Annotated in this window: 13 protein-coding genes; 6 read left to right on the forward strand and 7 right to left on the reverse strand. The window is 64.5% G+C overall.

Features of this window, described 5'->3' with window-relative positions:
* Positions 1-28: 28 nt before the first annotated feature.
* Positions 29-703, forward strand: coding sequence for a Crp/Fnr family transcriptional regulator (locus AC0L3K_RS11710; protein WP_007599026.1), 675 nt, complete (start codon positions 29-31; stop codon positions 701-703).
* A 5-nt stretch (positions 704-708) separates the two neighbouring features.
* Here AC0L3K_RS11710 and AC0L3K_RS11715 read toward each other — a convergent pair whose 3' ends face one another.
* The 6 genes from AC0L3K_RS11715 to AC0L3K_RS11740 form a co-directional block, all read right to left on the reverse strand.
* Positions 709-1,053, reverse strand: a complete 345-nt coding sequence (locus tag AC0L3K_RS11715; protein ID WP_473366027.1) for a type II toxin-antitoxin system RelE/ParE family toxin — start codon at positions 1,051-1,053, stop codon at positions 709-711.
* Positions 990-1,298 carry a hypothetical protein gene (locus AC0L3K_RS11720; RefSeq protein ID WP_245285962.1) on the reverse strand — a complete coding sequence of 103 codons (309 nt, stop codon included), beginning with the start codon at positions 1,296-1,298 and terminating at the stop codon, positions 990-992. The genes AC0L3K_RS11715 and AC0L3K_RS11720 overlap by 64 nt, the downstream gene beginning before the upstream one ends.
* Before the next feature lie 35 nt (positions 1,299-1,333).
* On the reverse strand, positions 1,334-4,483 hold the full coding sequence (locus AC0L3K_RS11725; protein WP_473366028.1) for an efflux RND transporter permease subunit: 3,150 nt from the start codon (positions 4,481-4,483) through the stop codon (positions 1,334-1,336).
* Positions 4,483-5,412 carry an efflux RND transporter periplasmic adaptor subunit gene (locus tag AC0L3K_RS11730; RefSeq protein ID WP_007599035.1) on the reverse strand — a complete coding sequence of 310 codons (930 nt, stop codon included), beginning with the start codon at positions 5,410-5,412 and terminating at the stop codon, positions 4,483-4,485. The genes AC0L3K_RS11725 and AC0L3K_RS11730 overlap by 1 nt, the downstream gene beginning before the upstream one ends.
* 158 nt (positions 5,413-5,570) lie before the next feature.
* Positions 5,571-6,242, reverse strand: a complete 672-nt coding sequence (locus AC0L3K_RS11735; protein WP_007599036.1) for an OmpA family protein — start codon at positions 6,240-6,242, stop codon at positions 5,571-5,573.
* 145 nt (positions 6,243-6,387) lie between these two features.
* Positions 6,388-7,896 (reverse strand): caspase family protein, encoded by a 1,509-nt coding sequence (locus tag AC0L3K_RS11740; protein ID WP_007599037.1) that lies wholly within the window; start codon positions 7,894-7,896, stop codon positions 6,388-6,390.
* Positions 7,897-8,269: 373 nt separating this feature from the next.
* Here AC0L3K_RS11740 and AC0L3K_RS11745 point away from each other — a divergent pair, with 373 nt between their 5' ends.
* Complete coding sequence (locus AC0L3K_RS11745; RefSeq protein ID WP_473366029.1) at positions 8,270-9,073, forward strand: N-acyl homoserine lactonase family protein; 804 nt, start codon at positions 8,270-8,272, stop codon at positions 9,071-9,073.
* On the opposite strand, the gene AC0L3K_RS11750 is transcribed toward AC0L3K_RS11745, so the two are convergent.
* The gene (locus tag AC0L3K_RS11750; protein ID WP_007599039.1) at positions 9,074-9,616 is read right to left on the reverse strand and encodes a MarR family winged helix-turn-helix transcriptional regulator; all 543 of its coding nucleotides are present in this window, start codon (positions 9,614-9,616) and stop codon (positions 9,074-9,076) included.
* Positions 9,617-9,726: 110 nt separating this feature from the next.
* Between AC0L3K_RS11750 and AC0L3K_RS11755 the strand changes: the two genes are divergently transcribed.
* Genes AC0L3K_RS11755 through hmgA form a run of 4 tightly spaced genes read left to right on the forward strand, consistent with a single transcriptional unit; the run spans position 9,727 to position 13,931 of the window.
* A complete protein-coding gene (locus tag AC0L3K_RS11755; RefSeq protein ID WP_007599040.1) occupies positions 9,727-11,355 on the forward strand; it encodes an FAD-dependent oxidoreductase in 1,629 nt (542 codons plus the stop codon).
* Positions 11,356-11,363: 8 nt separating this feature from the next.
* Positions 11,364-11,600, forward strand: a complete 237-nt coding sequence (locus AC0L3K_RS11760; RefSeq protein WP_007599042.1) for a DUF2783 domain-containing protein — start codon at positions 11,364-11,366, stop codon at positions 11,598-11,600.
* 25 nt (positions 11,601-11,625) lie between these two features.
* On the forward strand, positions 11,626-12,588 hold the full coding sequence (locus AC0L3K_RS11765; RefSeq protein WP_007599044.1) for an MBL fold metallo-hydrolase: 963 nt from the start codon (positions 11,626-11,628) through the stop codon (positions 12,586-12,588).
* Complete coding sequence (gene hmgA / locus AC0L3K_RS11770) at positions 12,585-13,931, forward strand: homogentisate 1,2-dioxygenase (protein WP_473366030.1); 1,347 nt, start codon at positions 12,585-12,587, stop codon at positions 13,929-13,931. Before AC0L3K_RS11765 ends, hmgA begins: the two co-directional genes overlap by 4 nt.
* The last annotated feature ends 147 nt before the right edge of the window (positions 13,932-14,078 follow it).

Consider the following 14,078-nt stretch of genomic DNA (forward strand, 5'->3'; position numbering starts at 1 on the left):
TGCCAACGAAATTCACAAGGACATTGAAATGAGCAAGCAGGCCGAATTTGCGGTCATCCTCAAGATGAATGCGATGTTCGCCGATCTCGGCGCAGACGAGCTCCAGCGGCTGGCGAATCTCTGCCACACCCAGCATCTGGGGAACGGCGAGGTGCTGTTCCAGAAGGGCGACGCGGGCGATGCGCTGTTCGGCGTGCGCCGAGGCCAGGTCCGTATCGAGACCGGCGCCTCCGACGGCAGCCGCCTGACGCTGAACTTCATGGGGCCGGGCGACCTGTTCGGAGAGGTTGCGGTGCTGGACGGCCAGAGCCGCACTGCGGACGCCACCGCGGGCGAAGCCAGCGAGTTGTTCGTGCTGCGGCGCGAAGACTTTCTGGCTTTCCTCGAACGCGAGCCGAAAGTCGGGATCAAGATCATCGCGCTGCTGTGCCAGCGCATCCGCTGGCAGAGCGAGCGCATGGAAGAGTCCATGCTCCAGCCGCTGCCGGTTCGCCTCGCGCGGCGCCTCTGCGCGCTCGCCGCCGATTTCGGCTCGGAGGTGCACATCTCGCAGGAGCAACTCGGCGTCTTCGTCGGCGCCGCCCGCGAGAGCGTCAACCGCCAGCTTCAGGCCTGGCGCAAGGAAGCGATCCTCGATCTCCAGCGCGGCCGCATCCTGCTGCGGAACATGACCAAGCTGACGGCGATCGCGCGGAACGAGTAGGGGCGTCAGGTCCGTGCCTCACGGCCATGCCAGATTCTCGTAATGAGAATATCGCCTGTCTCGGGAGCGATGACATATCGCACGATGTAACCTGACGAGCCGAAGCGGATGATGATTTGGCGGATGACGGCATCCTCAGTCGGTTTGCCCAGCGCCGGCAATTCCGGCAGCCGATCGATTGCCTTCCAGATCGAGGCCAAGGCGCGTTTCGCGGCGCCAAGATTAACAGTATCGAGGAATGTTCGCAGCCGCTCGATGTCTTCGACCGCGGCTGGCGAAAGGTGGATCATTTCACCTTGCGCGGCTGGGGACGGGGCAGCTCGTCTGCCGAGTCCCAGCTTGCCACCCACGCTTTAACGTCGTCGAGTGGGACAGCCAGGCCGGTGCGCTTGAAGTCGTCGTAACGACTGCGGTCCTCTGCGAGATCTGGACTGGAAACGTCGATCACTGAATCGAGCAATGCGACGGCCTCTGCGAGAACCGTTGCGATGTCCTTTCCCCGCTCGGACGCGATCTCCCGGAGACGGGCATCAGTGTCGGCGTCGATCTCAAGCGTTCGGCTTATGAGGTTCATTCCCGAAAGATAGCACTTCACTTACCGATGTCGAGCCCGAGATCTGAAGGCAATAGCTACTCCGCCGCAGGATGCACGATGTTTTTCGGCCGCTGCATCGCTTCCGCCGGCGCAGCTCCGTGGTGACTTGCGCCCTCCGCATCTTCGCTGTGCACGACCAGCCGCTTGCCGAAGCGCCAGATCAGGGCGCCGAGATCGTCCATCACCATGAACATCGCGGGCACGAACACCAGTGACAGGATGGTCGAGAAGATCAGGCCGCCGATCACCGCGAGCGCCATCGGCGAGCGGAATTCGCCGCCCGCGCCGACCGCGAGCGCGCTTGGCATCATGCCCGCGGCCATCGCGATCGTGGTCATCACGATCGGGCGTGCGCGTTTCATGCCTGCGTCGATCATGGCTTCTTCGCGCGGTGTGCCGGCGTGAATGGACTCGATGGCGAATTCCACCAGCATGATCGCATTCTTGGTGACGATGCCCATCAGCATTAGGATGCCGATCCACACCGGTGTCGTGAGCTGCTTGCCGGTGATCAGCAGGGCCGCGATCGCGCCGCCGATCGAGAGCGGCAGCGAGAACAGAATGGTGATCGGCTGCAGGAAGGTGCCGAACAGCAGCACCAGCACGGCGTAGACCATCATCAGGCCCGCCGTGATCGCGGTGGCAAAGCCTTCGGATAGTTCGTTCAGGCTTTCGGCGTCGCCGGAGGGGGAGACCTTCACGCCCTTCGGCCGGCTCTTCATGACCGGCAGGTCGTAGATCTTCTTGGTGGCGTCGCCGAGCGCGGCGGAGCCGACGAGATCGGCCGCGACGGTCGCCTGTCGCTCGCGATCGTAACGGTTGATGCTGGTCGGACCCTGGTCGAGCTTGACGTCGGCGATGACGGAGAGCGGCACGCCGCCCTTCTCGCCGTGTTCGCCGAGTGGCACGCGCAACTGTTCGAGCGTCTTCAGATTGCCGCGCGCGGCATCCTCGAGCTGCACGCGGATCGGCACCAGACGGTCGCCGACGTCGAACTTGGCGAGCGCGGGGCCGACGTCGCCGATGGTGGCGACGCGGATGGTCTGCGACAGGCTTTCGGTCGAGACGCCGAGCCGTGCGGCGAGATCGGCGCGCGGTTCGACGCGCAGCTCGGGCCGCTCCAGCGTGGTTTCCGAGATCACGTTGGAGATGGTGGGAATCCGCTTCATCTGCGTCGCGAGTTCGCTGGCGACGTTGTTGACGATGTTGGCGTCCGCGCCGGTCACGACCAGCGAGATGGCGCGCAGGCCGTTCTCGTCGAGGAACCAGAAGCGGATGTCCGGAATGTTCTCCAGTTCCTGGCTGATCGAGAATTCGAGCTCGCGCTGCGTGATATCGCGGCTGTCCTTGGGCGTGTAGTTGATGATCAAGGCGGCGCGCCGGACTTCCTGGGTCCCTGGTGGAACGCGGCCGCCATCGACGAAGATGCTCTTCACCTCGGGCCGCTTGCGCAGGCGCGCCACGATGTCTTCGGTGACCTTTTCGGTGTAGGCGAGCTGCGTGCCCGGCGGCAGCTCGAGGGCAACCAGCGAGCGCGAGCTGTCCTGCGCCGGCAGGAAACCCTGCGGCAGCAGCGTGATGCTCCAGATCGAGGCGGCGAAGACGCCGAAGCCGGCCAGCACCGTGATGAAATAGTGCTTCACCGACCAGCCCACGATCCTGTGATAGGACCGCAGCACGCGGCCGGGCGGCGGCTCTTGGTGATTGCCATGTTTGAGGAAGTAGGCGGCGAGCACCGGCGTGACAAAGCGCGCCGCGAGCAGCGAGAAGAACACCTGTACCGAGACGGTGATGCCGAACTGCTTGAAGAACTGTCCGGCGATGCCCGACATGAAGCTCGCGGGTGCGAAGATCGCAATGATCGTCAGCGAGATCGCGATCACCGCGAGGCCGATCTCGTCGGCGGCTTCCAGGGCGGCACGATAGGGCGACTTGCCCATGTTCATGTGCCTGACGATGTTCTCGATCTCGACAATGGCGTCGTCGACCAGAATACCCGTCGACAGCGTGATGGCGAGAAAGCTGACGAGGTTGAGCGAGAAGCCGAGCTGGTCCATCGCCCAGAATGCCGGGAAGATCGACAACGGCAGCGAGATCGCGGCGATGATGGTGGCGCGCAGGTCGCGCAGGAACAACAGCACGATGACGACGGCGAGGATGGCGCCCTCGAACAGGGTCGAGATCGCCGCGTGGTAATTGCCGTTGGTATATTCGACCGAGGTGTCGATCACCTTCAGGTCGACGTCGGGATAGGTGGCCTTGAGCGTGTCGATGCGCTTCTGCACGGCCTCGGCGACCTTCACGTCGCTGGCACCCTTGGAGCGTTTGATGCCGAGCGCGACGATGGGCTCGCCGTTGAAGCGGGCGAAGGTACGGCGGTCGGCGATGGTGTCGGTGACGGTGCCGAGATCGTCGAGCCGGACCTCGCCGCCGCCGAACAGCGGAATCATGGTGCCGGCGAGGTCGCTCAGCGTCTTGGCGCCGGCGAGGGTGCGGATCGCCTGGTCGTTCTTGCCGATCTCGGCGCGACCGCCGGCGACGTCGACATTGGTACCGCGCAGGCTCTGGCTGACATTGACGGCCGTCAACCCCATCGACTGCAGGCGGTCGGGATCGAGCGAGACCAGGATCTCGCGCTCGACACCGCCGATGCGCTCGACCTGGGCGACGCCGCGCACGCCCTGCAGCGCGCGCTTGACCACGTCGTCGACGAAATAGGAGAGCTGCTCCGGCGTCTTGCCGGGCGAGATCGCGGCGTAGGTGACGATCGGCAGGCCGATGACGTCGACGCGCTGGATCAGCGGCTCGGTGACGTTCTGCGGCAGGTTGGAGCGCACGCGCGTCACCGCGTCCTTGACGTCGTTGAGCGCGCGGTCGGTGTTGGTCTCCAGCGCGAACTGGATCGTCGTCACCGACAGGCCGTCGGTGATCTGCGAGGTGATGTGCCTGACGCCTTCGACACCGGAGACGGCGTCTTCAACCGTCTTGGTGACCTGGGATTCGAGCTCGGCGGGTGCCGCGCCGAATTGCGATACCGCGACCGAAATCACGGGAATGTCGGCCGAGGGTAGCCGCGTCACTGCGAGCTTGGTGAAGGACACCCAGCCGAGGATCAGGAGGATGATGGAAAAAACCACCGACGGCAGCGGATTGCGGATCGACCATGCCGAGATATTGAGAGCCATCAGCGTACCCGCGTGCGATCGAGTTCATCAGCGAACATGGTCTTGATCTGGTCGCCGTCATGCAGCGAAGAGCCGGCGTCGGCGACGACGATCTCGCCCACGTTGAGGCCTTCCAGGATTTCCGTCGCGCTGTCCGATGACAGCCCGACCCGTACCTTGCGCGTCTCGACAATGTTGCTCTTGACGACCTGCACGGTGAGATGGTCGATCGCGGTCTTGGGAACCGCGACGCCGCAGCTTCGCTTGGCGTCGATCGAGGCGCGGGCGAACACGCCGACTTTCAGCGAGGGATTGTTGGTGACGCTGATGCGCACGCGGCCGAGCTGGGTGGCGCGATCGATTTCGGGCGCGACCAGCCTGACCCGCCCGATCAAATCGGGCGCGTCGTCGCGGCTGATGCGCACGGTCGCGCCGGAGCTGAGCTTGGCCATGTGCACCGCCGGGACCTGCGCGTCCAGCTCGATCTCGTTGTTGACGGCGATACGGAACATCGGGCCGGCCTGTGGCGAGGCCGGTGCGCCGACGATGGTGCGGACCTCGGTGACGAGGCCCGGCGCAGGGGCTTTCAGCGAGACCGGTCCTTGCGGGCCGGGCCGCTGCGGCTGGCCCGGGATCTGGGGCGGTGCGGTCAGGCGCGCCAGCTCCTGATTGTCGGTGACGAGGGTGCCCTCGGTGACGAAGAGGTCGGTGACCCTGGATCCCTCCTGGTCGGCGACGACCACGGCTTCGCGGCGCGGCACGAAGAAGCCGGTCACCCGGACCAGGTCGGAGAAGCAGGCATTGGTCGACTTGGTCACGATGACCAGCGCCTCGCTCGGCGTTTCCTTGGGCTCGGCGCGGTGCCGATGCTCGAACAGATAATAGCCGACGCCGAGCACGACGACGAAGACCACCGTTCCGGCCGGCTTGAGATATTCGGAGAGGTTCATTGCCGGATCGTCCTGGCCTGGCTCGCGGCCGTCCGCGCGCGGCCCATGGTGAGCGTTTCCCTGAAATAAAGCAGCGTCCCGCAAGCCTGCGGGACGCGTGCTGGAAGCGAGACTTTACACCACATCACGACTTGTCACTTCAAAGGATTACGTCGTGCTCACTTCGATGCGGTGGTCTTGTTTTCCATGTTGACGACCTGCACGCGACGGTTGACCTCCGCCATCGGCTGGGCCGGGTCCTTCAGCTTGCTCTTGCCATAGCCGACCGTGACGAGGTCGGTCGCGGAGATGCTGTATTTGTCGACCAAATAGCGCTTGATCGAATCCGCGCGGCGCTCCGACAGATCCTGATTATAGCTCTCGCCGCCGGCGGCGTCAGTATGTCCGGCGACCACGAAGGTCGAGCCCTTCAGGTCGGGGCTGGTCAGCGCGCGGCCGAGCGCCTGGACCGAGGCAAGCGATTTGGCGCTGATATTGGCCGAGTTGTAGTCGAACGTGATTTCGAGATCGATGTTCGGCTTGTCCTTGGCCGCCGACGCGATTTCTTCACGCTCGGTCGATGAAAGCGACCTTGTCGAGCGGCCGCGCACGGACTGGATCAGCTTGGTCTCCGTCGCACTCGGTGCGGGATCGGCCTGCGGAGCGATCGAGAGGCCGCGGGTCAGCGGCTTCTTCGGCGGCGGCGCCAGCGCGCGGACGATCTCGTCCTCGGTGACGTTCTTGCTGTTGCCGTCGTCGCCCGCGAATGCCGGCGGGATCGTCAGCGACAGCGCGGCGCCAACGGTGATGATGGACAGGATTGCGGTAAGTCCCTTTGCAGCCAATCTCATAGCCAGTCCCTCCTGCGCAGCCAGCTCGCGTCGTTCCAAAATCCCTGCAATAAGCCCCCGAAGGGACGGCCTGCGGCATCCGTTCGATTAGTCTTCGCGGGGCCGCCGCGGGTTCGAGGCACACCGGCCTCGATTCAAAAAAATATCAACGCACTCCGTAGCTTGCGAATTCCTGAACAATGTTCGGGTCCATCGCCTTGGCATTGGCGATGTCGAGTGCACCTTCCTGGGCCGAGCCGTTGCGCTGCTTGGCGATCCCGCGTCCGAACAGCGAGGAGGTCAGGCGCGGATTGATCCTCAGGGCTGCCTCGAAATCGGCGATGGCGTTCTTGACCGCCCCCGATTTCAGATTGACCAGCCCCCGGCTGTCCAGCGCGTCGACGAAGTTCGGTCGCAGCCGCAGGGCCTCGTTGCAATCCTTCAGCGCGCCCTGGAGGTCGCCGACCACGGTGCGGGTCCAGCAGCGGTTGTTCAGAGCCTCTACATCCTTCGGGTTGATCCGGAGCGTCTCGTCAAAATCCTTGATGGCCAAGCTGTAGGCGCCCTTGCTGGCATAGACCTGGCCGCGCCGGTAAAGCGCGTTCACGTCGTCCGGATTGGCCGCGATCTTGGCGGTCAGCCCCTTGATGGTGGGGTCGTCGGCCAGGACGGCCGCACTCGGCCCGCTCTCCATGCTCGGAGCGGTGACGGGGTCGGCCGGAATCACGGGCGGAGGCGGCGGCGGTGCAGGAGGCAAGGCAGCCTCGACCTGCGGCTTCGGTGACGGAGCCGGTGCTGCGACTGTGTCGGCCGGTTTCGGCGGCACAGGCGATGGTGCGGGCGGAGCCGGCGGCGGGTTATTGGCGACGGCCGGCGGCGCGGGAGGCGGGGGTGGCGGGGTCATTGTCGGGCGCGACCCGCCGGCCCCTGGAATGAACGAGAAATCCTCGGCCAGTGATGAGGATATCCACGGCACCTGCTCGCCCCGCGAGGCACGGGTGACGCCCATCTTGGTGCGGTTCAGCGTCTCCTCGGCCATCAGGTCGGGGACGCGGATTTCCTTGAGGAGTTCCTGGACGAACAGGCTGTGCTCGCCGCCGGCGTCCGAGACTACTGACGCCAGCGCCGCCGAATACATCACCAGCGTGCCGTTCGGCGCGATGACGGGGGTGAGGCCGGCCGAGAAGCTGCGGAACCGGCGCTCGAACGGGTTGCGCCTGGAGGCGTCGACCAGCGCGATCTTGACGCCGGCGCCGCGGGTGTTGAGCTCGCCGAGCACGGTTTCGAGGCTGATGCCGTCGCGGCGCACATCGGATTCGGTCCAGATCTGCGCATCGATCGGCAGCAAGTAGCTCTGCCGCGCGGACTGGATGCCGAAGCCGCTGAAGAACACCAGTGCCACCGACCCCGGCTTGATCTTGCCGTAGAGCTTGTCGAAGGCGCGGCGCATGCCGTCGCCGGTCAGGTTCTCACCGATCTCGACGGAAAAGCCGTCGCGCTTGAGCTCGTCTGCGACGTCGCGCGCGTCGTTGAGCGGTTCCTTCAGGGGAGCGTCCGCGTCCGGATATTTGGCATTGCCGATGACCAGCGCAAAGCGATCGCCGGCCGCAAGTGACGGAGCGGTCGGGACGAGCGACACGAGCAAGGACAGAACGAAAAGCAGGCGAATTTTCATAATTAGCGCGATCCAGCCAAAAAGGCGCCGTTTCCAGCTTGCGCCGCGGCGACCTTAACTTACGCAATGTGCATTATCAAACCGGGGAAGGGGGGCGTCAACCGCTTGCGGATTCGGCGTTATCGCGACAATTGACCGCGACGCATGGGCATGTTGCGGGGGGAATAAACGGGCGGTCACGATTGCACGCGATGCATTCTGGTTGTCATTGCGGCTGCACGTTAGGGCAGCCGTGGCTACAACAATGTGATTGGTCTCACATTGCGGACGGGCCTGCTTCGCAACCTCCGGTGTTTGACCTTTGCGGTGGACGATGGCTTGGTGCGGTCGATCGCCCCTGAAGGTGCATCCACAAAAGAGCAAGATCAAAATCATGGGAAACGCCTACGAAATCTACGCACTGCGCTATGCGACGATGTCGCCGCGCACGCCCAATATGAACTTCCTCGCGCCCGACCCGCACGACAGCGCGGCGCAGGACCTCGACTATTTCGTCTGGCTGATCCGCGGCAACGGCCGCGACATTCTGGTCGATACCGGCTTCAATGCCGAGGAAGCGTCCGCGCGGGCGCGCAAGCTGACGCTCAATCCGGTCGACGCGCTGGAGCGCTTTGGTGTCGCGGCGTCGAGCATTCGCGATATCATCGTGACGCATCTGCATTACGACCACGCCGGCAATCTGGACCGTTTCCCGAACGCGCGCTTCCATATCCAGGAGCGCGAGATGGCCTACGCGACGGGGCGCTGCATGTGCAACGGACTGCTGCGACATCCGTTCTCGGTCGAGCACGTCACCCAGATGGTCCGCCATGTCTATGGCGAGCGCGTCAATTTCTATTCGGGCGACGGCGAGGTCGCGCCCGGCCTCACCGTGCACCGCGTCGGCGGTCATTCGGACGGCCTGCAGGTGGTGAAGGTCGAGACTGCGCGCGGGCCGGTGGTGCTGGCGTCGGATGCGGCGCATTATTACGCCAATCTCCAGCGCCGAAGCCCATTCCCGATCGTCTACAATGTCGGCGACATGGCGGTTGGCTGGGAGACCATCGAGCGTCTCGCCGGCCATCCTGACCGGTTCATTCCCGGGCATGATCCGATCGTGACGGATATCTATCCGCGCGCCAGCGACGGCGATGTCTGGGCGCTGCATTTGCCGCCGTCGCGATCGTTTGCGAAGTGATCAATACGCCTGCTTGGCGTCGGCCTCTTCGCTGGTCTGGATCAAATCGAGGCTCTGTTCGATTTTGCCGAGCAGCGTCGATAGCTGTTTGCGCTCCTGCGCGGAGAGGCAGGCGAGAATCTCGTCTTCCCGCCGCAGCAATTGCGGAAACAGTTCCTCGTAGAGCGTGCGGCCTTTCCTTGTCAGTCGCAGGCGGAATTCGCGGCGGTCGGCTTCGTTCTCGACGCGCTCGATCAAACCCTGGTGCAGCAACATGGTCACCGCGCGGCTGATGGTGGATTTGTGCGTGCGGGTGCATTGCGCGACGTACTGCGCGCTGCAGGCATCGTTGCGGAAGCCGAGCGTCGCGATCACGCGCCAGGCCGGGATGTCGAGGCCGTGACGTTCCTGATATTCGACCGCGAGCGCGGAACTCACCTCCGCGGCGAGCCGGTTGAGGCGGAACGGCACGAACCTGAATAGGTCGAGCCGTGTTTTTGGCCGCGCTGAGGCCTCATCGGCCTCGCGTGTCTTCAGCGCGATGTCGCTGGATGTCCTCGCCAAGGGAGAGCGCTCCGAATTCCAGTTGACGGCCGGCCGGCTCCGGTCCAAAATAGTTGCACGTGAGACTATTAGCAGATCAGGCCTCTCCTGACCAGAGCCGAGGTTAGCGCATGGCGAAGGCCAATACGCATCAGGCCAAAACCCAGTTCGGCTATCGCCGCCACCCCGATCAGGATCGTCCCGGCCAGAGCGCGGCCGAGCATCCCGTGGTGGTCGTCGGCGCGGGCCCGGTCGGGCTGTCGCTTGCGATCGACCTTGCCCAGCGCGGCCAGCACGTCGTCCTTCTGGATGATGCCGACCGTATCGGAGAGGGCTCCCGTGCGATCTGCTTCTCGAAACGGTCGCTGGAATATTGGGACCGGCTCGGCGTCGGCGACCGCATGGTCGACAAGGGCGTGGTCTGGAGCGTCGGCCGCATCTTCCACGGCGAGCAGCAGCTCTACCAGTTCAATCTGCTGCCGGAGGACGGTCACAAGCGGCCGGCCTTCATCAATCTCCAGCAGTACTACGCCGAAGCCTATCTGGTCGACCGCATCGGCGATCTGCCCGAGATCAACCTGCGCTGGCGCAACAAGGTGACGGCGCTGGAGCGCCGCAACGATTCCGTTGCGCTGACAATCGAGACGCCGGAGGGCGCCTATCGCCTGCACGCGCAATATGTCGTCGCCTGCGACGGCGCGCGCTCTTCGCTGCGGCAGATGGTCGGCGCCGACTTCGCGGGACAGGTGTTCGAGGACCAGTTCCTGATCGCCGACGTCAAGATGACCGCGGAATTCCCGACGGAGCGCTGGTTCTGGTTCGATCCGCCGTTTCATGCGGGACGTTCGGCGCTGTTGCACCGACAGCCTGATGATGTCTGGCGCATCGACCTTCAGCTCAATCGCTATGCCGACCCCATCGTCGAGAAGAAGCCCGAGAACGTGCGGCCGCGGATTGCGCGCATGCTCGGCCACGACAAGTTCGAGTTCGAGTGGATATCGCTCTACAAATTCCAGTGCCGACGGATGGACCGCTTCGTCCATGGCCGCGTGATCTTTGCAGGCGATTCCGCGCATCAGGTGTCGCCTTTCGGCGCGCGCGGCGCCAACTCGGGACTTGAGGACGCCGAGAATCTCTCCTGGAAGCTCGACCGCGTGCTGCGCGGCGCTTCACCCGCGAGCCTGCTCGAGAGCTATCATGTCGAGCGCAGCCTGGCTGCCGACGAGAACATTCGCGAATCCACCCGCTCGACCGACTTCATGGCACCGAACTCGCATCAGGAAGCGCGGCTGCGTAAGGCGGTGCTGTCGCTGGCCAAGGAAACGGAGTTCGGCCAGCGCATGGTCAATGGCGGGCGGCTCTCGGTGCCGTGCAGCTATGACTCGCCGCTGTCATCGCCGGATGCGGATGCGTGGCGCGGTGGTCCGCTCCCGGGTTGTTCGATGCTCGATGCTCCCGTTGCGACGCCCACGGGCGAGCAAGCCTATTTGACGGACGCGTTCCGCAAGGGTGGAACGGACTTCACCTTGCTGTCATTCAGCAATGGCGCGGCGATTGAGGCGCCGGTTGGTGTGAAGGATATCCGCATCGGCGGGAAGGACGGGCTCGCAGATCCGGCAGCGCTCACCGCAAAGCGCTATGATGCGGAACCAGGCTCAGCCTACTTACTCAGGCCGGACGGCTACGTTGCGGCGCGCTTCCGGCGTCCAACGCGCGAAGCGATTGCGACCGCGCTGTCGCGGTCTCAAGGCTTGAATTGAGGATTCGCATGCCGCTCTCGACCAGTTCCAACTTCGCGCGGCCCGACGACGCCTTTCGCGCCATCGTGGAGGCGCATCGTGGCTTCACCGACGAGCAAAGCGCCGATTTCGACGCGGCGCTGGTGCTGATCCTCGCCAATCACATCGGCGATATCGACGTGCTGCGGGAGGCGATTCTCCTCGCCAGGCGGCGCATGATCGACGGCCAGCAGCAGCAACAGCAACAACAACAGCAACAACAATAACCCCGAAGACTTGAAGGATAAATTGATGGCGAAGAACTTCGCATCCACCGGCGACCTCTCCGAAAAGAAGATTACCTTCTCGGAGATCGGCACCGATCTCTACGCCTTCACCGCGGAGGGCGATCCGAACACCGCGATCATCGTCGGCGACGACGGCTGCCTGGTGTTCGACGCGCAATCGACGCCGGCGATGGCGAACAAGGTGATCGAGCGCGTCCGTACCGTCACCGACAAGCCGATCAAATATGTCGTGCTGTCGCATTATCACGCCGTGCGCGTGCTCGGTGCCTCCGCCTACAAGGCGCAGGGCATCGTCGCCTCGCAGGAGACCTATCGTCTGATCGAGGAGCGTGGCCAGCAGGATTGGGATTCCGAGTATGGCCGCTTCCCGCGGCTGTTTCAGGACGCATCGAGCATTCCCGGCCTGACCTGGCCGACGCTGACCTTCGAAGGCGAGATGTCGATCTATCTCGGCAAGCGCGAGGTGCGCCTGATGCAGCTCGGCGCCGGCCACACCTCCGGCGACATCGTCGCCTGGGTGCCCGATGCCGAGGTGATGTTCTCCGGCGACCTGATCGAATACCATTCGGCCTGCTATTGCGGCGACGCGCATTTGCGCGAATGGCCGCTGACGCTGAACGAAATCCGCAACTTCAATCCCAAGGCGATCGCGCCGGGCCGCGGCGATGCGCTCAAAGGTGTTGCCACGGTGCGTGAAGCCATCGCGATGACGCGCGACTTCGTCACCTCGCTCTATGGCGCCGCTGAAATCTCGGTCGCCAAGGGCCGGACGCTGAAGGAATCGATGGCTGCGACGCGCGAGGTGATGGATCCGAAATTTTCGAGCTTCGCCATCTACGAGCACTGTCTGCCGTTCAACGTGTCGCGCGCCTTCGACGAGGCGTCGGGAATCGACGACCCCGTGATCTGGACCGACAAGCGCGACCAGGAGATGTGGGCCGCCCTGCAAGGAGGAGGATCATCATGAACATCAATACCTCGCCCGATCAGATCATTCGCAGCACGGCCCAGGTCACGCCGGGCTACATGTCCGGCTTTGGCAACAGTTTTGAGACCGAGGCGCTGCCGGGCGCGCTGCCGATCGGGCGCAACTCGCCGCAGCGCTGTGCCTACGGCCTCTATGCCGAGCAGCTCTCCGGCTCGCCCTTCACCGCGCCGCGCGGCAGCAATGAGCGCTCCTGGCTCTATCGCATTCGCCCGTCGGTGAAACATTCGGGCCGCTTCGAGAAGGCCGACGGCGGCCTGTGGCGTTCGGCACCGTGCCATGAAAACGATCTGCCGATCGCGCAGTTGCGCTGGGATCCGGCGCCGATCCCGAAGGAGGACATGACTTTCCTTCAGGGCGTGCAGACCATGACCACCGCCGGTGACGTCAACACCCAGGCCGGCATGGCCGCCCATGTTTATCTGATCACCAAGTCGATGGTGGACCAGCACTTCTACAATGCCGACGGCGAGCTGATGTTCGTGCTGCAGCAGGGCAATCTTCGCATCGTCACCGAGTTCGGTCGGATCGATGCCGAGCCCGGCGAGATCGTGGTGATCCCACGCGGCGTCAAGTTCCGGGTGGAGATTCCGAACGGGCCGGCGCGGGGCTATCTCTGCGAAAACTACGGCGGCGCCTTCACGCTGCCGGAGCGCGGGCCGATCGGCGCCAATTGCCTCGCCAATGCCCGCGACTTCCTGACACCGGTCGCGCACTACGAGGACAAGGACACACCGACCGAGCTGTTCGTGAAATGGGGCGGCGCTCTGTTCAAGACCACGCTGCCGCATTCGCCGATCGACGTCGTCGCCTGGCACGGCAATTATGCGCCGTACAAATATGATCTGCGCAGCTTCTCGCCGGTCGGCGCGATCGGCTTCGATCATCCCGATCCCTCGATCTTCACCGTGCTGACCTCGCCGTCGGAGACCCCAGGCACGGCGAATATCGACTTCGTGATCTTCCCCGAGCGCTGGATGGTCGCCGACAACACCTTCCGCCCGCCGTGGTATCACATGAACATCATGAGCGAGTTCATGGGCCTGATCTACGGCGTCTACGACGCCAAGCCGCAAGGTTTCGTGCCGGGCGGAATGAGCCTGCACAATTGCATGCTGCCGCACGGCCCCGATCGCGACGCTTTCGAGCACGCCAGTAATGGCGAGCTGAAGCCGGTCAAGCTAACTGGCACCATGGCCTTCATGTTCGAGACCCGCTACGCGCAGCGCGTCACCGCGCACGCCGCGAATTCCGCGACGTTGCAGGACGACTACGCGGATTGCTGGAAGGGCCTGGAAAAGCGGTTCGATCCGAGCAAGCCGTAGCGATCTTCCCCTCTCCCCTTGTGGGAGAGGGTGGCGGGGCGCGGGGGGGGGGGGCCGGGGGGGGGGGGGGGGGCGCGGCCCCCCCCCCCGCGGGGGGGGGCCCCCCCGCCCCCCCCCCCCCCGGCCCCCACCCCCCCCGGGGGGGGG

The sequence above is a fragment of the Bradyrhizobium sp. MI1.10 genome (genome assembly GCF_055811035.1).

What these genes read in the sequence shown, in the direction of transcription:
- AC0L3K_RS11710 (WP_007599026.1), top strand. Translation starts at nt 29, where the DNA reads ATGAGCAAGCAGGCCGAATTTGCGGTCATCCTCAAGATGAATGCGATG.
- AC0L3K_RS11725 (WP_473366028.1), bottom strand. Translation starts at nt 4,483, where the DNA reads ATGGCTCTCAATATCTCGGCATGGTCGATCCGCAATCCGCTGCCGTCG.
- AC0L3K_RS11730 (WP_007599035.1), bottom strand. Translation starts at nt 5,412, where the DNA reads ATGAACCTCTCCGAATATCTCAAGCCGGCCGGAACGGTGGTCTTCGTC.
- AC0L3K_RS11735 (WP_007599036.1), bottom strand. Translation starts at nt 6,242, where the DNA reads ATGAGATTGGCTGCAAAGGGACTTACCGCAATCCTGTCCATCATCACC.
- AC0L3K_RS11740 (WP_007599037.1), bottom strand. Translation starts at nt 7,896, where the DNA reads ATGAAAATTCGCCTGCTTTTCGTTCTGTCCTTGCTCGTGTCGCTCGTC.
- AC0L3K_RS11745 (WP_473366029.1), top strand. Translation starts at nt 8,270, where the DNA reads ATGGGAAACGCCTACGAAATCTACGCACTGCGCTATGCGACGATGTCG.
- AC0L3K_RS11755 (WP_007599040.1), top strand. Translation starts at nt 9,727, where the DNA reads ATGGCGAAGGCCAATACGCATCAGGCCAAAACCCAGTTCGGCTATCGC.
- AC0L3K_RS11760 (WP_007599042.1), top strand. Translation starts at nt 11,364, where the DNA reads ATGCCGCTCTCGACCAGTTCCAACTTCGCGCGGCCCGACGACGCCTTT.
- AC0L3K_RS11765 (WP_007599044.1), top strand. Translation starts at nt 11,626, where the DNA reads ATGGCGAAGAACTTCGCATCCACCGGCGACCTCTCCGAAAAGAAGATT.
- hmgA (WP_473366030.1), top strand. Translation starts at nt 12,585, where the DNA reads ATGAACATCAATACCTCGCCCGATCAGATCATTCGCAGCACGGCCCAG.